The 15,483-nt window shown below is 69.6% G+C and carries 10 protein-coding genes and 1 tRNA gene; 2 read left to right on the forward strand and 9 right to left on the reverse strand.

Annotated features, from left to right (window positions below; genetic code table 11):
* Window positions 1-578 precede the first annotated feature (578 nt).
* The 6 genes from thrB to ACW4TU_RS13345 all read right to left on the reverse strand — a co-directional run bounded on the left by thrB (window position 579) and on the right by ACW4TU_RS13345 (window position 7,646).
* Complete coding sequence (gene thrB, locus ACW4TU_RS13320; protein WP_457427846.1) at window positions 579-1,508, reverse strand: homoserine kinase; 930 nt, start codon at window positions 1,506-1,508, stop codon at window positions 579-581.
* A gap of 311 nt (window positions 1,509-1,819) precedes the next feature.
* Window positions 1,820-2,878, reverse strand: coding sequence for a threonine synthase (gene thrC, locus ACW4TU_RS13325; protein ID WP_457427848.1), 1,059 nt, complete (start codon window positions 2,876-2,878; stop codon window positions 1,820-1,822).
* Between the two features lie 6 nt (window positions 2,879-2,884).
* Window positions 2,885-4,177 (reverse strand): homoserine dehydrogenase, encoded by a 1,293-nt coding sequence (locus tag ACW4TU_RS13330; RefSeq protein ID WP_457427850.1) that lies wholly within the window; start codon window positions 4,175-4,177, stop codon window positions 2,885-2,887.
* 159 nt (window positions 4,178-4,336) lie between these two features.
* On the reverse strand, window positions 4,337-5,728 hold the full coding sequence (gene lysA / locus ACW4TU_RS13335) for a diaminopimelate decarboxylase (protein ID WP_457427851.1): 1,392 nt from the start codon (window positions 5,726-5,728) through the stop codon (window positions 4,337-4,339).
* A 41-nt stretch (window positions 5,729-5,769) separates the two neighbouring features.
* The gene (gene nrtL / locus ACW4TU_RS13340; RefSeq protein ID WP_457427853.1) at window positions 5,770-6,822 is read right to left on the reverse strand and encodes an ArgS-related anticodon-binding protein NrtL; all 1,053 of its coding nucleotides are present in this window, start codon (window positions 6,820-6,822) and stop codon (window positions 5,770-5,772) included.
* Window positions 6,823-7,148: 326 nt separating this feature from the next.
* Entirely contained in the window at window positions 7,149-7,646 is a 498-nt protein-coding gene (locus tag ACW4TU_RS13345; protein WP_457427855.1) for a response regulator, read from the reverse strand.
* A 163-nt stretch (window positions 7,647-7,809) separates the two neighbouring features.
* On the opposite strand from ACW4TU_RS13345, the gene ACW4TU_RS13350 reads away from it, so the two are divergent.
* A tRNA-Arg gene (locus ACW4TU_RS13350) sits at window positions 7,810-7,881 on the forward strand.
* 505 nt (window positions 7,882-8,386) lie between these two features.
* Here ACW4TU_RS13350 and ACW4TU_RS13355 read toward each other — a convergent pair.
* Both ACW4TU_RS13355 and ACW4TU_RS13360 read right to left on the reverse strand, forming a co-directional pair.
* Window positions 8,387-8,728, reverse strand: coding sequence for a site-specific integrase (locus tag ACW4TU_RS13355; RefSeq protein ID WP_457427857.1), 342 nt, complete (start codon window positions 8,726-8,728; stop codon window positions 8,387-8,389).
* Between the two features lie 65 nt (window positions 8,729-8,793).
* Window positions 8,794-9,384, reverse strand: a complete 591-nt coding sequence (locus tag ACW4TU_RS13360; protein ID WP_457427859.1) for a helix-turn-helix transcriptional regulator — start codon at window positions 9,382-9,384, stop codon at window positions 8,794-8,796.
* Window positions 9,385-9,569: 185 nt separating this feature from the next.
* Between ACW4TU_RS13360 and ACW4TU_RS13365 the strand changes: the two genes are divergently transcribed.
* Window positions 9,570-12,449 carry an AfsR/SARP family transcriptional regulator gene (locus ACW4TU_RS13365; RefSeq protein WP_457430075.1) on the forward strand — a complete coding sequence of 960 codons (2,880 nt, stop codon included), beginning with the start codon at window positions 9,570-9,572 and terminating at the stop codon, window positions 12,447-12,449.
* Window positions 12,450-12,477: 28 nt separating this feature from the next.
* Here the strand turns inward: ACW4TU_RS13365 and ACW4TU_RS13370 are convergent, their stop codons facing one another.
* On the reverse strand, window positions 12,478-15,462 hold the full coding sequence (locus ACW4TU_RS13370; protein WP_457427861.1) for an AfsR/SARP family transcriptional regulator: 2,985 nt from the start codon (window positions 15,460-15,462) through the stop codon (window positions 12,478-12,480).
* Window positions 15,463-15,483 lie beyond the last annotated feature (21 nt).

The raw sequence follows: 15,483 nt of genomic DNA on the forward strand, positions 1-15,483 counted from the left end.
GGGTCCTTCCCTGGAGCGGACGTCGGCCTGTCTGGCACGGCGACCGGTTTTGCTGTCCGGCTGCGGTCCTTCATGAGTGGACCGTGCCGGGGCGGTGGTCCGCCGAAGCGGCGGAAGAGGTTCTGGTGATGGCGTTTCCCAAAGCCGTGACACTGAGTTCTGTGTCAGGTGGCTTGGTCACACCGGTTCCGGAGCGTGCCCTGAATGCCGCTCAGCGCCTGCACACGACGAAACGAACGCCGCATGAAACACAGAGTGGCTTGGGGGGCTCCCGGAAGAAAGTCTGTCCCGGACGGGGACACAAAGCACCTCGCCATGGTGGGGTCGGGTGCAGACTTGAGGTTAACACTACCGGATCCAACAAACATTCCCCCTCTCCAAATCCGGCAACCGTATGTAGTTGAAAGTGACAGCGTTGAATGTGGCCGCGTCGAATGCCGCAGCGCTGGACGTGACGTCGGACGTGACGTCGGACGTGACGTCGGACGTGACGCCGTATGCGGCGCCATGTGCGACGTCGAACGCGGCAACGCCGCACGTCGTGAGTTCGCTGGTGCGCGCCCCGTTGATGTCGTCGCCTAACTCTCTCCGGGGGCCGCGAGCGGCAGCACGCTCGCGCCCCGGGCGTCGAGTCCGAGCCGGTTGGCGGCCCAGCCGTCGCCCGCCAGCCGGGAGACCTTGTCGGCGGTGGCCTCGTCGACCAGCGCCAGGACCGTGGGTCCGGCGCCGGAGATCACCGCGGGGATGCCGTCGGCCCGCAGCCGCTCCACCAGCGCCGCGCTCTCCGGCATGGCCGGGGCGCGGTAGTCCTGGTGCAGCCGGTCCTCGGTGGCCGGCAGCAACAGCTCGGGACGCCTGGTCAGAGCCTCGACGAGTAGGGCGGCGCGCCCCGCGTTGGTCGCGGCGTCGACGTGCGGGACGGTGCGCGGCAGGAGGCCGCGCGCGGTCTCCGTGAGCACCGCCTTCCCGGGGACGAACACCACCGGAACGACGGAGTCCGCAGGTTCCATCCTGATCGCCCGGGCGGCTCCGGACTCCATCCAGGAGAGCGTGAACCCGCCGAGGAGACAGGCGGCGACGTTGTCGGGGTGTCCCTCGATCTCGGTGGCGAGTTCGAGCAGCGCCTCGTCGTCGAGACGGCTGTCACCACCTATGGTGACGGCCCGCGCGGCGACGATGCCGGCGCAGATGGCGGCCGAGGAGGACCCGAGTCCCCGCCCGTGCGGAATGCGGTTGGCGCACACGATCTCGAGGCCGCGCGGCTGTCCGCCGAGCAGGTCGAAGGCGGTGCGCAGAGACCTTACGAGGAGGTGGTTCTCGTCGCGCGGGAGGGTCTCGCTGCCCTCACCCGCGATGTCGATGTGCAACCCGGAGTCGGCCACCCGGACGACCACGTCGTCGTACAACCCCAGCGACAGGCCCAGGGCGTCGAAGCCCGGACCGAGATTGGCGCTGGTGGCGGGGACGCGCACCCGGACGGCGGCGGCTCGGAACGCTGGACCGGCCATCGCTCGATGACTCTCCTTGAGCTGCGATTTCGTCGAAGACATTCGATGACATGCGATACGACACTGGAGAACGGCTACTGAAGGAACGGCTGAGGACCTACGGGGAGACCCTCAGGCCGCTGGGGCGACGCGGCGCCGCGCCATACGCGCGGAGGCATATGCGGCGGGCGGGTTCACCCCAGCTTATCGAAGGAAGGTTCTGTGGCGACATAGGGCGCACAGGAGGCGCACGATGCGTGTCGTAAGCCCCCTGTGCACCCGTCATAGGGAGTACGTAGGGAGTACCCCGGTTCGGGCGATCAGTACCCGGTCTACGCGAGTCCGAGTCGCTCGGCGGCGGTCGCGGCGTCCACGGGGACGACGACCGGCTTCGGTGCGCCCTCGGTGGCCCAGCCCGGGTCCTTCAGGCCGTTACCGGTGACCGTGCAGACGATGGTCTGGCCCGGGTCGACCTTGCCCTGCTCGGCCGCCTTCAGCAGACCGGCGACGGACGCGGCGGACGCCGGCTCGACGAAAACGCCCTCCTGGGCGGCCAACAGCCGGTAGGCGCGCAGGATCTCACGGTCCGTCACCTCGTCGATGAAGCCGCCCGACTCGTCGCGCGCGGCCAGCGCCTGCTTCCAGGAGGCCGGGTTGCCGATGCGGATCGCGGTGGCGAGCGTCGAGGGGTCCTTGACGATCTCGCCGCGCACGATCGGGGCACTGCCGGCCGCCTGGAACCCCCACATGCGCGGGGTGCGCCGGGCGATGCCGTCGACGGCGTACTCGGTGTAGCCCTTCCAGTACGCGGTGATGTTGCCCGCGTTGCCGACCGGAAGGACGTGGATGTCGGGCGCGTCGCCGAGCATGTCGACGATCTCGAAGGCGGCCGTCTTCTGCCCCTCGATACGCACCGGGTTGACCGAATTCACCAGCGCCACAGGGTAGTTGTCGCTCAGCGAGCGGGCGAGGGTGAGGCAGTCGTCGAAGTTGCCGTCGACCTGGAGGATCTTGGCGCCGTGGACCAGCGCCTGTCCCATCTTGCCGAGGGCGATCTTGCCCTGCGGCACGAGCACGGCCGAGACCATGCCCGCGCGCACGGCGTACGCGGCGGCGGAGGCAGACGTGTTGCCCGTGGAGGCACAGATGACCGCCTTGGCGCCCTCCTCCTTGGCACGGGAGATGGCCATGGTCATACCGCGGTCCTTGAAGGACCCGGTCGGGTTGGCGCCCTCCACCTTGAGGTGGACCTCGCAGCCCGTGCGCTCGGAGAGCACCTGCGCGGGCACGAGGGGCGTGCCGCCCTCCCGGAGCGTCACGACCGGCGTGCCGGCGGAGACGGGCAGCCGGTCCCGGTACTCCTCGATGATTCCGCGCCACTGGTGGGTCATTGCTGGTTACTCTCCTTCAACCCGCATGATGCTGGCGACACCCCGCACGGTGTCGAGCTTGCGCAACGCCTCGACGGTTCCGCCCAGGGCGGCGTCGGACGCACGATGGGTGACGACGACGAGGGAGGCCTCGCCGTCCTTGCCCGTCTGCCGAACCGTATCGATGGAAACACCGTGCTCGGCGAACACGGTGGCCACCTGGGCGAGAACACCCGGTTTGTCGGCGACGTCAAGGCTGATGTGATAGCGAGTGACCACATCGCCCATGCCCGAAACGGGCAGCGCGGTATACGCCGACTCGCCCGGCCCGGTCGTCCCGCTGAGCCGGTTGCGGCACACGGCGACGAGGTCACCGAGCACGGCGGAGGCCGTCGGCGCACCGCCGGCTCCGGGCCCGTAGAACATCAGCTGTCCGGAGGCGTCGGACTCGACGAACACGGCGTTGTAGGCGCCGCGCACGGAGGCGAGCGGGTGCGTCAGCGGAATCATGGCGGGATGCACACGCGCGGTGACGGACTGGCCGTCCCCGGCCCGCTCGCAGATGGCGAGCAGTTTGATGGTGCAGCCCATGTTCCTGGCGGAGGCGAAGTCGGAGGCGGTGACCTCGGTCATGCCCTCGCGGTAGACGTCGTCGAGACGCACGCGCGTGTGGAAGGCGATTCCGGCGAGGATGGCGGCCTTGGCGGCGGCGTCGAACCCCTCGACGTCGGCGGTCGGGTCGGCTTCGGCGTACCCGAGGGCGGTGGCCTCGTCGAGGGCCTCCTGATACCCGGCCCCGGTGGAGTCCATCTTGTCGAGGATGAAGTTGGTGGTGCCGTTGACGATCCCGAGGACCCTGTTCACCTTGTCGCCGGCGAGGGACTCGCGCAGCGGCCGGATGAGCGGGATGGCACCGGCGACGGCGGCCTCGTAATAGAGGTCGGTGCCGTGGGCCCCGGCGGCGGCGTGAAGCGCGGCGCCGTCCTGGGCGAGGAGGGCCTTGTTGGCGGAGACGACCGACGCACCGTGCTCGAAGGCGGCGGTGATGAGGGAGCGCGCCGGCTCGATACCGCCGATGACCTCGACCACGACGTCGATGTCGCCGCGTTTGACGAGGGCGGTGGCGTCGGTGGTGACGAGGGCGGGGTCGATGCCTTCACGCACCTTGGAGGGCCGCCGCACGGCGACCCCGGCGAGCTCGACGGGAGCACCGATGCGCGCGGCGAGATCGTCGGCGTGCGTCGTCATGATGCGCGCCACTTCTGAGCCGACGACCCCACAGCCCAGCAGCGCCACCTTCAGCGGACGCGTACGCATCATCCGACCTCGTTTCCTCATACCGTCTACGGTTCATAAGTCTCACTCACCGGACTGAAGTTTCTACCCATCGTCCGGATCGTGAGATGTCTATTTCGTTTTCCGGGCGGCGGAAGACAGGAGATCTTCCGCCACCTTCCACGATTCTGCCGTCACCCCACGTCACCCCACGTCGAGACGGAGAAGATCCTCCTCGGTCTCCCGCCGGACGATCACCCGGGCCTCCCCCTCGCGCACGGCGACGACCGGCGGGCGCAGGGCGTGGTTGTAGTTGCTGGCCATGGACCGGCAGTACGCACCGGTCGCCGGCACCGCGATGAGGTCACCCGGTGCCAGGTCGGCGGGCAGGAAGGCGTCCTTGACGACGATGTCCCCGCTCTCGCAGTGCTTGCCGACGACCCGCACGAGCATGGGCGCGGCCTCAGAGGTCCGGGAGACGAGAGCGACGCTGTACTCGGCGTCGTACAGCGCGGTCCGGATGTTGTCGGACATCCCACCGTCCACGGAGACATACGTACGCAGCCCGTCGAGCGGCTTGATGGTGCCGACCTCGTAGAGGGTGAAGGCGGTGGGCCCGACGATGGCCCGCCCCGGCTCGACGGAGATACGAGGGGTGCGCAGCTTCGCGCCCTCGCACTCCCGGCTGACGATCTCGTTGAGCGCCTTGGCGATCTCGTGCGGCTCGCGGGGGTCGTCGTCGCTGGTGTAGGCGATACCGAGCCCACCCCCGAGGTCGATCTCGGGCAGTTCGATCCCGTGCTCGTCACGAATGTCCTTGAGCAACCCGACAACGCGATGGGCGGCAACCTCGAAGCCCGACATGTCGAAGATCTGCGACCCGATGTGCGAGTGAATGCCGATCAGCTCAAGCCCGTCGAGCTGCAGAGCCCGCCGCACGGCCTCGGCGGCCTGCCCACCGGCAAGCGGAATGCCGAACTTCTGATCCTCATGGGCGGTGGCGATGAACTCGTGCGTATGAGCTTCGACCCCGACGGTGATACGGATCTGCACGCGCTGCCGCTTGCCGAGGGACTGCGCGATGTGCGCGACGCGCACGATCTCCTGGAAGGAGTCGAGCACGATCCTCCCGACCCCGGCGCGAATGGCGGTCTCGATCTCGTCGACGGACTTGTTGTTGCCGTGGAAGGCGATGCGGTCGGCGGGCATACCGCCGGAGAGGGCGGTGGTGAGCTCGCCGCCGGAACAGACGTCGAGGTTGAGCCCTTCCTCGTGCAGCCACCGCACGACAGCGCGCGAGAGGAACGCCTTGCCTGCGTAGAAGACGTCGGCGTCGGCCCCGAAGGCGGTACGCCACGCACGGGCGCGCTCTCGGAAGTCGGTTTCGTCGAGGAGATAGGCAGGGGTCCCGAACTCCTCGGCGAGCCGGGTCACCTCGACCCCTCCGACACTGACGACACCGTCGGGCGTACGGGTGACGGTCGACGCCCAGACCTTCCGGTCCAGGTGGTTGAGGTCGGCGGGCGGCGCGGAGGGGTGACCCTCGGGCAGCACATCGGCGTGACGGGGCCCGGCGGGGTGTGCGGAACGGCTCATGGCTGTGCGGCTTCCTCGGTGATGTCAGAGGTATTTCGATGTCAAAGGTATTCGGGTACGTCGATACCGAGCAGGGACAGGCCGCCGGCCAGCACCGTCCCGGCGGCTTCGGCGAGCGCGAGCCGGGCCCGGTGGGCGGCCGAGGGTTTCTCGTCGCCGAGCGGCAGCACGGTGGGAAGGAAGGCGAGCGTGGCATCGGCAAGGGTGACGAGATGCCGGGCGAGCCGGTCCGGAGCGCGGTGGGTGGCGGCGCCGAGGAGGAGGCGGGGGTGGTCGGCGAGGGAAGCGAGAAGCGAAGGCGGTACGTCGGTGAGGTCACCGGCGTGGGCGCTGAAGCCGAGGCCGGCGGCGTTGCGGCCGAGGGCGCGGGTCCGGGCGTAGGCGTAACGCACCCTGAAGAGGGGGTTGCTCTCCCGCTGGACCAGATGCTCGGGGCCGATACGGGGTCGGTCGTGCGGCGCGGGGTGAAGAAGGGCCCAGCGGGCGGCGTCGGGCCCGAGGGGGGTGGGGTCGCGGGGGGCAGGAGGAAGTCCACGAAGGTCGAAAACCTCGACCTTCTTTCCGCCTGGTTCACCTTGTCCGCCCTGTCCACCCTGTCCGCCTCGTTCGCCTTGTTCACCGGTGCCGCGGTGGAGATGGACTCGGGCGCCTTGTGCGGTGGCGATGCGTGCGACCGCGTCGGCGACGACATCGGCCCGGGGTTCGTGCGCGACGGGCAGTCGCACCGACAGCACCTGGCCGGCGAGGGCGTCGCTGTGTCCGTACCTCGGCCCCTGGGTGAGGATCTCGCGTACGAGGGCGGCGGGGGCGGCGCTGTCGAGGCTGATGTTGAGGAATCCGGGCCCGGTGATCTCGACGCCACGGACGCCGGGGGCGGCACTGATCCGCTCGCGCAGGACTTCGGCGACGTAACGGGGGGTGCGCCCGGCGGGCCTGGCCAGCTGCAGCGCGATGTTCGTGGCGTAATCCCCGGAACCACCGGGTCCGGGCGCGCCGACAACGGCACGTGCGGGGACGTCAACACTCAGCTCTCCCGCGTCGACGGCACGACGCACCGCGCACAGCACGGTACGGGAGAGCTCGACGGGGGTCACGGGACAAGCGTATGGGAGGAGGGGGGTGGGTAGGCGAATGGGTTTGGGGTGAGGGCTGGCTATTCCGGTATGTGGACGGAGGGGGCGGCCGGGGACGGGGGCGAGAGGAGCGGCGGTGCCAGGGGTCCGGCGGGGGCGGCGGCGTCATGGGCCCGATCCACATGGGCCCGATCCGGCTCACTGGCGTGGCAAGTGCCCTTCCGGTGCCGGGTTCGGCGGAGCGGCCCGGTTCGGGGCCCGAACGATGCCCGGTGATGGAGGAAGGCGCCCAACTACCGGTGGGTGGCGCGGTGCGCAGGTACGGGCGAGGTGGAGCGGCGCTCGGGTCAGCCGACGGCGCCTCGGGCGGCACGCTCGGCCTCGGTGGGGGCGCCGAGGGAGCCCATGACTGGTCCGAGGGACGGTCCAAGGGGCGGCCCGAGGACACTCTCGTACGAAGCGTCGTTCCGCGCCCGCTCGGCCAACTCCCGTACGAGGCTGATCAGTTCGGCGGGATCGAACGGCTTGGCGAGAAACGCGTCGACCCCGACCTCGAGCCCGGCTTCGACCTCGTACTGCGTACAGGCGCTGATGATGGCGAGGGGCAGGTCGCGCGTACGGGGATCGGCGCGCAGCCGGGCGGCGGTGCGCAGACCGTCGAGGCGAGGCATCGCGACGTCGAGGGTGACGACGTCGGGGCACACCTGATGAACAACATCCAGACACTCGGCACCATCAGCCGCGGTCACGACCTCGAAACCCTCCAGTTCGAGGTTGACCCTGATCAGCTGCCGGATGACCTTGTTGTCGTCCACAACAAGCACCCGGCCGGACACGCCTGGCACAAGTCGAGGGTAGGTCGAGACCGACCACCGCGTCCGGCTTTTCCCCACTTCCACGAACACGATCGAGCGCCGGCCAGGTCCGCCGCGACCTCCAAAACCCGTTCCTGATCACCCCGAACGAGCTGGTAGGGTTCTACTCGTCACCGCGCAACGCGCCAGACACGCCCCCGTAGCTCAGGGGATAGAGCAACGGCCTCCGGAGCCGTGTGCGCAGGTTCGAATCCTGCCGGGGGCACTCGCCATACAGCCAGCAAGAATCACGCGCTGAGCTGGGCGGATGCCGACATGAGAGAGCGGGAGTCAGTCTCACTGACTCCCGCTCTTTCTTGCTCTCTCACTGTTCACGCACTATCTGCGATACACGCGACGCACCTCCGACACACGCGTCAGGCGCGGCGATTTGACTTGTCCGGCCGGTTGCCGACCTGGCCGACGCGGGGGTGTGAGTCGCCCGGTGCCATCGGTCGGTCTGCTGACCACGGCGGGTCTTACGATCAGCCCATGATTGATCCTCCGACGCATTGGACCGTGCACCATTTCTCACAGGCCAACCCCGCTGGCCCGGGCTGCGACAGCGTTCCGGCACTCTTGCGACGGCTGGCCGATGCCATCGAGGCGTTGGGCCCTGTCGAGGTCCAGGACGTGGTGATCGAGTCAGAGACGACCGAACATGGCCCCTGGCGGTCAGGGACCGTCTACTTCCACCTGCCGGAAGACGTATAGGGGGCTGATCCCCTCGCTTAAGCCGCGTCGCCTTCCTCCTCCAGAGCCTTTGTGATCTTCGCGTTGGCGGCTTCTTCGTGTCCGTCGATACAACCGTGGTACCGGCGGTGGATCACCTCGGGCGAGTTGCCGACCCGCCGGGCAATCTCAGCGATCGGGACCCCTGCGTTCAGCCACCGCGTGATGCAGGCGTGCCGTAGGTCGTACGGGTGGGCTGCGCCAATTCCGAGCTCACGGGTACGCCGAGCGGAACCGACGTCCTTGCCGATCTCCGGTACGCATCCGGCTTCACTGCTGAGGAGGTCGCAACTCGGCTGCGAGCCACTGCCGTCGGGCAGGATCTTTTCGTGGACGCCCACGAGATTCGCAGCCTGGAGCGGATCCGTCGGGTGTCCGGCTGGGCAGGCCTAGCGTCACAGGACGCTCACGCACGTAGAGGCACCTTGGCCGCAGCCGCTCCCGCTTCCGCCTCCGCCACCACGCGGGCGAGTTCTACGCGGGAATGGATCTGCAGCTTCCGGAAGACGTGCCGCAAGTGGTAGTCCACCGTGTGGCGCGAGACGGACAGCAGGGCGGCCGTCTGGCGGTTGGTCAGGCCGTAGGCGACGTGTACGGCCACCAGCCGCTGTGACTCCGTCAGATCGGGCCAGTCCATGCGCCGGCGCTCAGCGCGGGGAATGGAACGTGGAGGCCGGGCGGAGGCAGGGACGGTGAGCTGGACGATCACCCCGACCAGAGCGGGGCCCATCCAGATGCCCTCACAGAGTTGTGGGCGGGCTCCGGATGCCAGCGTGACCGACCGCGGCGCAGGCGCTCCCTGCGCGCTGGACGCGACCTTTTGGCGCGCCCAACCCCACAACAGGGTGCGGTCGTCGGCGCGTATCAGCGCGGCCGCAGGGCTGTTCATCAACAAGGTGACGTCGCTGACCACTACTACGGGGCCGGTGGTGGTCCGGCATGCTTTCAGGAACCGTTCGTGCAGCAGACGTGGGTCGTGGATGATCGTCAACAACATCGTGTCTCCCATACCGTCCGCGGGCGGACGAATGACCAGATGCGCAGGTCAGCTCCCTGCCCGCTCGTCGGCCGAGCGGGCCGTGCCCACGCTACTCAGGGCGTGGTGACGGATGGGTGACCGAAAGGTGATGCCCAGCGACGACCGTGGGCCTGCAGGGGACGGAAGGCGCGGAATTGGATCTGGTGCGTGCGACGGTGCTCGGTCCGCTCAAGGCCTGGCGGGGCGGCAGAGAGCTTGATCTCGGTCCGTCCGCGCGGCGGGCTCTGCTGGCCGTCCTGCTGACTCAGGTCGACGGGCCCGTTCTGATGTCCGAGATCGTCGACGTGCTCTGGGGCGAGACGGCTCCGGAGAGTGCGCCGAACATCGTGCATCGTCATGTCGGGGCGCTGCGCAAGGTGCTCGGTCCGCAGCCGGGCAGCAGCCCCCAGGTCCCCCTTCTGGTACGGGCGTCGGGCGGATACCGATTGCGGCTCGGCGCTGACCAGCTCGACCTCCTTCAGTTCCGTGCCCTGCGTACCCGGGCCGCTGAACACAGACGGGCCGGGGAGAACGTCGAGTGCGTGGGCCGTCTGATGGACGCGCTCAGCCTGTGGCGCGGACCGCTCGTCAGCGGATTGCCGGCGTCCGTGCGCGCGCATCCCCTGTTCACGCGCATCGACCGTGAGTACCCGGACGCCGTGAAGGAGGGGGCCGACGCCGCCCTCGACGCCGGGGACGTGCACCTGGAGCGCGTACTCCTGCTGCTGCGCCGGGCGGCGGCCTCCCATCCGTTGGACGAAGTACTGCACGCACGACTCGTCACCGTCCTGCTCCGTACGGGGCACACGCAGCAAGCGCTTCAGTGCTACCAGGACGTCAGAAGGCGGCTGAGCGAAGAACTCGGGCTCGACCCCGGTCCGGAGCTGGAGGAAGCGGCCGAGAGCGGTCTCCGTACCCGCACTCCTACGGATGCGGATGCGGAGACGGAGACGGAGACGGGTGCTGGTACGGATATTGGCACGGGTACGAGTACCGGCACGGGTACGGGTACGCCGCACGGCGCCGCCTTCCTGCACGCGCCGCCCGCGCAACTGCCTCCGGATCTGGGTGTCTTCACCGGGCGCCAGGCGGAGATGGCCCTGGCGCGCGGCCTGCTGCCCGCCGACGGCGGGTCCGCGCAGTCCGTCGTCGTCAGCGTCATCGGAGGCATGGCCGGTGTGGGAAAGACCGCCCTGTCCATCCACTGGGCGCACGAGGCCGCGCACCGCTATCCCGACGGGCAGCTCTACGCCGACCTGCGTGGCTTCGACCCGGGCGGGGCTACGGTCGGCCCCGAACAGATCCTGAGATCGTTCCTGGACGCTTTCGGAGTCGCCCCGGAGCAGGTACCGGTGAGTGTCGACGCGCAGGCTTCCCTGTTCCGCGGCCTCCTGGCCGGAAAGCGGGTCCTGGTCGTACTGGACAACGCCAGGGACACCGAACAGGTCCGTCCGCTGCTGCCGGGCGCGGCCGGCTGCCTCGCCATCGTCACCAGCCGCACCTTCCTCTCCGGGCTGGTGGCCGAGGGTGCGCACCCGGTCGCCCTCGACGTGCTCGACGACACCGACGCGCATACGTTCCTGTCCCGCCGCCTGGGTCACGAGCGGCTGGCCGCGCAGCCTCGGGCGGTCCAGGACATCATCGGCTCCTGCGCCGGTCTTCCGCTCGCGCTGGCCATCGTCAGCGCCCGTACGGTGATGAACCCGCACGTCGATCTCAACGTCCTCGCCGCGGAACTGCGGGAGGAGGGCAACCGGCTGGCGACCCTGTCGGCAGGGGATCCGGCCACCGACATCGAGACGGTCCTGTCCTGGTCGTACCAGGTACTCACGCCTCTCGCCGCCCAGGTCTTTCGCCGCCTGTCGCTCCACCCTGGCCCGGACATATCGCTCGCGACCGCGTCGAGTCTTCTCGGCCTGCCCCAGGCGCGGGTAGGGCCGGCCCTGTCCGAGCTGATCGGCGCGCACCTGCTCACCGAACGCTTTCCCGGCCGCTTCGTGTGCCATGACCTGCTGCGGGCGTACGCGGGCGAGTTGCTCCGCGTCCACGACTCGCCGAGGGACCAGGGCGAGGCTCTGACCCGGCTGCTCGATCATCTGCTGCACAGTGCGCACCGCGCGAGTGCCATGCTCGCTCCGCACCGGGAACGGCCTGCCATCCCCGCGCCTGTCGACGGGTCGGCCCCTGTCGAGTTCGCCGACCGTGAGGGGGCGGCCAACTGGATGGAGGCGCACAGACCCGTCATCCTGGCCGCTGTCACGCACGGTCCCGCTCGGCTGCATGCCCCGTCCCGTTGCTGGCAGTTGGCCGGCACCGTGGAGTTCCATCTCGACCGGCATGGCCGGTGGCAGGAACAGCTCACCCTGCAGAGTGCGGCCCTCGATGCGGCGGAACGCTCAGGGGATCTTTCCGGCCGTGCCCACGCACACCGTGCTCTGGGGTTCGGCCACGGCCGCCTCGGTGACACCGGACAGGCGAGGGAACATCTCGCCACGGCCATGGAGCTGTTCGTGACGGCCGCCGACCCGGGCGGCGAGGCCCGAACCCATCGCTACCTGGCCTTCTTCGAGAACAAGGAGGGCCGGCACGAGGCCGCGCTGGCCCACTACGCCGTCGCCCACACGCTCTACACGGACATGGGGCAGCGCAGCGGCCGGGCCCAGGTGCACAACGAGGTGGGCTGGACCCACATCCTGCGCGGCGACTACACCCACGCGCTCGTGGAGTGCCGGCAGGCACTCGATCTCCACCATCACCTGGATGACGTCAACGGCGAAGCAGCCGCCTCGGACAGCCTCGGCTATGCCCACCACCATCTGGGCGCGTACGAGCGGGCCGTCGACTGTTACCGGCACGCGTTGACGCTCTACCGGCTCCTTCACGACGAATACCTCGAAGCCGACACCCTCGTCCACATCGGCGACAGCCAGGAGGCGGCGGGCGACAACGCCGAGGCCCGTACCTCCTGGCGGCAGGCTCTGCTGATCCTGGACCGCCTCGGGCACCCCGACGCGGAGTCGGTGCGCCAGCGTCTGTCCCGATGACGGATGCCGGGACACCAGGACCGGGTCACTACGGCGCCGCGGTGATCTTCTGCTGGATCTCGGCCGCCCAGTCCGGATCCATCGGGGCGATGATGCCGACCGCCTCACGCCAGCGGGCACGAGCGGCCTCGCTGTCACCGGCGAGAGCGAGTGTGTCCCCGAGCCGGTTGACACTGCCCGCTTCGTTGTAGCGGTCTCCGCCGGCCCGCAGCAGGCGGATCGCCCGCTCGTAACAGAGCCGGGCCCGAGCCAGATTGCCCAGGTGATGGTGGGCGAAGGCCAGCGTGTCCCAGACGCGGGCGTGCTCCGACCCGCCGCTGTCGGACCTCTTGGATGTATCAGACATGTCGGATGTGTTGGATGTGTTGGATGTGTTGGACGTACGGCGATACAGCAGCAGCGATCGCACCGCACTCGTGACGGAGTCGTCGTACGCGCCCAGCGAGGCCTGGAACCAGGCAAGGGCGTTGAGGCATTCGGCCTGGGCGCTGAGGTGCCCGGCGATCCGGTACAGGTCGAGGGCCTGCCGGGTGCGGTCGATCGCCTCGCGGTCCCGTTCCGAGCGGGTCATCAGCCAGCCGAGCAGCAGCAGGCAGTGTGCCTGGCCCATGTCGTCGCCGACGGCTTCGAACAGGGCGAGGGCCTGGCGCAGGTGTTCCTCACCGGATTCGTACCGGCGCAGCAGTGAGTGGGCGCGCCCCAGGCCCGCGTGTGCGTGTGCCAGGCCGGTCGCGTCCCCCGACTGCTGGGCGGCGCTCAGTGCGGTGAGCTGGAGGTCGGCCCAGTCGTGCCAGTGCCCTACCCGCTCGTACATCGGGTCGAGCAGGCGTGCCAGCCGCCAGGCGTTGCCGGGCAGGTCGTCCCGCGCGGCCTGACGTACGAGCTCGGTCAGTGTGAGCCGTTCCGTCCGGAACCACCGCACCGCCGCTTCCGGAGTGGTGGGTTCGTTGTCGGCCGCGACCGGCCCGCTGCCGACGGGGGTGGGGCTGGGGATGGGGCTGGGGAAGATACGGGCCGGGTCCAGTTGCCGCAGGGCGGCGTGCGCTGTCCGCAGGTAGTGCTGGAACAGTCTCTCCTTGGCCGCGTCCCTGTCGGACTGGGTGTCCTCGGCCTCGGTCGCCTCGCGTCCGTAGGCGCGCAGCAGATCGTGGAGGCGGTGACAGTCGTGCTGCTCCACGCCGACGAGGTGCGCCCGCACGAGTTCGTCCAGCAGCGTACGGGTCCCGCGGGGGGTGAGCCCGGCGAGCGCGGCGGCGGAGCGAGTGTCGAACGTGGCTCCGGGATGCAGCGACAGCAGCCGGAACAGGCGGGCGGTCGCGTCGGTGAGAGTGCGGTAGGACCACCCGAACACCGCCCGTACGTCGCTGAAGTGATCCATGCTCTGGAAGGCGTCCAGGCTTCCGTCGGCCTCCTGGAGCTGCGCGGCCATCGCGCTCAGCGGCAGATGGGGGTTCATCAGGACCCGGGCCGCGATGACGGACAGGGCCAGCGGGAGCCGGCCGCACAGGGAGATGATCGTTTCCGTTGCCTCGGGCTCGTTGTCGACACGGTCGGTCCCGAGTCTGCGTACGAGAGCTTCCCGGGCGCCCTCGGCGGAGATGACGTCCAGCGTCAACGGGTGCGCTCCATGGGCCGCCACCAGGCTGGTCAGCTGGTTTCGGCTCGTGATGAGCACCAGGGAGCCTGCCGATCCGGGAAGGAGAGGCCGGACCTGTTCCGCGTCGCGGGCGTTGTCGAGCAGGACCAGTACACGTCGGGTGGCCAGCAGGCTCCGGTAGAGGGCGGCCTGAGCGTCCAGTTCGTCGGGGATTCGCCGAGGGGGGATCCCGAGGTTCTCCAGAAAGCCGCGGATCGCCTCCGCGGGGGTCGTCGCCGCTCCGTTGAGGTCGAAGCCGCGGAGGTTGACGTACAGCTGCCCGTCCGGGTACCGGTCGGCGATCTGGTGGGCGAGGTGGAGGGCGAGCGTGGTCTTGCCCACCCCGGCCATTCCGCCGATCGCACTGATGATCAGGGCTCGGGATCCGGTGGTCGCGCCGCCGTCGGAAGGGGAATCGGAGGTGGAGGAATCGGAGGAGGGGGCAGAGGAGTGGGCGGACACGTGGGACAGCAGGCGTTCGGTTTCGGCGTCCCGGCCCACGAAGTGGGACGGCGCGGCCGGTAGTTGGGCGGGTCGCGGGAAAGGGGAGGTTGGCGTGCCCTGACGGGTGGGTTCGGCTGCGACGGGAGGGACGGGTGCCTGGGGCGCGAGCGGGGACCCGGCCAGTACCCGCTGGTGCGCCTGGCTCAGACCGGCCGAGGGCCTGACTCCGAGTTCGTCGCGCAGCCGGTCGCGCAGGCCGTGGAAGACCTCCAGGGCCTCTGCCTGGCGCCCTGACATCGCCTGGGCGAGGATCAGCCGGCTGTGCAGCGGCTCGTCCAGGCGATGCTGGTCGGTCAGTGACTGCAGGGCTCCCAGGATCGGCTCGGCGTCTCCGAGCCGGAGGGTGAGGTCCGCCGCTTCCTTGGCGACCGTCAGACGTTCGTTGTCGAGATGCGTGAACAGGGGGTGCCCGCGCACTTCGGCGCCGACCCCGGCCGCCGCGGGCCCCCGCCACAGCTGGAGGGCCTTGGCATATCTGTCGACAGCCCGTTCGGTGCGTCCCGTGTCGCGCGCTTCACGTGCCTGCGCGTACAGCTCGCGGAAGTGCAGGACGTCCAGTGAACGGGCGTCGACGTCGATGCGGTATCCGCCGCCGTCACCCAGCAGCCACTGTCCGGGCGCCATACGGGGCAGGGCCGGCTCGATCATCCGGCGCACCGAGCCGATGTGGCGCCGGATGACGTTCGCGGCGGTGGGCGGTGCGCTGCCGCCCCACAGGAGGTTCACCATCTCGTGCAGCGACACGGGCAGGCCGGCGCTCGCCAACAGCACGGCGAGCAGGGCCTGTTGTTGCGGGGGGCCGGTGTGCAGTTCGGTGCCGGCCCGCCAGGCCCGTACCGTACCGAGTACGGCGAACCGCACCTCGGGTGTCACGTTCTCCGCCGGTAAGAGGGG

It is taken from the genome of Streptomyces kryoterrae (assembly GCF_054072135.1).

What these genes read in the sequence shown, in the direction of transcription:
- ACW4TU_RS13360 (WP_457427859.1), bottom strand. Translation starts at nt 9,384, where the DNA reads ATGTTGTTGACGATCATCCACGACCCACGTCTGCTGCACGAACGGTTC.
- thrB (WP_457427846.1), bottom strand. Translation starts at nt 1,508, where the DNA reads ATGGCCGGTCCAGCGTTCCGAGCCGCCGCCGTCCGGGTGCGCGTCCCC.
- lysA (WP_457427851.1), bottom strand. Translation starts at nt 5,728, where the DNA reads ATGAGCCGTTCCGCACACCCCGCCGGGCCCCGTCACGCCGATGTGCTG.
- thrC (WP_457427848.1), bottom strand. Translation starts at nt 2,878, where the DNA reads ATGACCCACCAGTGGCGCGGAATCATCGAGGAGTACCGGGACCGGCTG.
- ACW4TU_RS13330 (WP_457427850.1), bottom strand. Translation starts at nt 4,177, where the DNA reads ATGATGCGTACGCGTCCGCTGAAGGTGGCGCTGCTGGGCTGTGGGGTC.